The 548-nt window shown below is 65.9% G+C and carries 1 protein-coding gene; it reads right to left on the bottom strand.

The window, feature by feature from the left end; genetic code table 11:
• Nucleotides 1-535: recombinase family protein (locus tag GHO32_RS26185; RefSeq protein ID WP_153443122.1), on the bottom strand; the 535-nt coding region annotated here is incomplete at its 3' end.
• Nucleotides 536-548: the final 13 nt, after the last annotated feature.

Raw genomic sequence — 548 nt, forward strand, 5'->3', positions numbered from 1 at the left:
ACGTAGTGCGCTTGACATTGAAGTTGCGGCACACCGCCGCCTTAGACATGCCGCCATCGAGCGCGGCGACGATGGCGTCCAGCTTCTCACCAGTGATCGCCTGCGGCCGGCCGCCGATCCGGCCGCGTTTGCGTGCGGCGGCCAAGCCCGCGACGACGCGCTCCTGAATCAAGGCGCGCTCGTACTGCGCGAGCGCACCGAACACCTGGAACAGGAATTCGCCCGAGGGCGTCGTAGTGTCCAGGTTCTCTGTCAGCGAGCGGAACGACACCCGCTTGTCCTTGAGCGAAGTCACAATGGCGAGCAGGTGCGACAGCGAGCGACCGAGCCGGTCGAGTTTCCACACCACCAGCACATCGCCGGCTCGAACGAACTCAAGCGCCCGCGCCAAGCCGGCACGGTCATCCTTCGCGCCAGAGGCACGATCCTCAAACAGGTGACGCGGATCGACGCCGGCGGCGAGCAGCGCGTCGCGCTGCAAGTCCGTGCTCTGGCGGTCGGAGTCCGACGACACGCGCATGTAGCCAACCAACATAGGCGGATAACCA

Source organism: Pseudomonas sp. FSL R10-2189 (assembly GCF_009600325.1).
GTDB classification, from domain to species: domain Bacteria; phylum Pseudomonadota; class Gammaproteobacteria; order Pseudomonadales; family Pseudomonadaceae; genus Aquipseudomonas; species Aquipseudomonas helleri.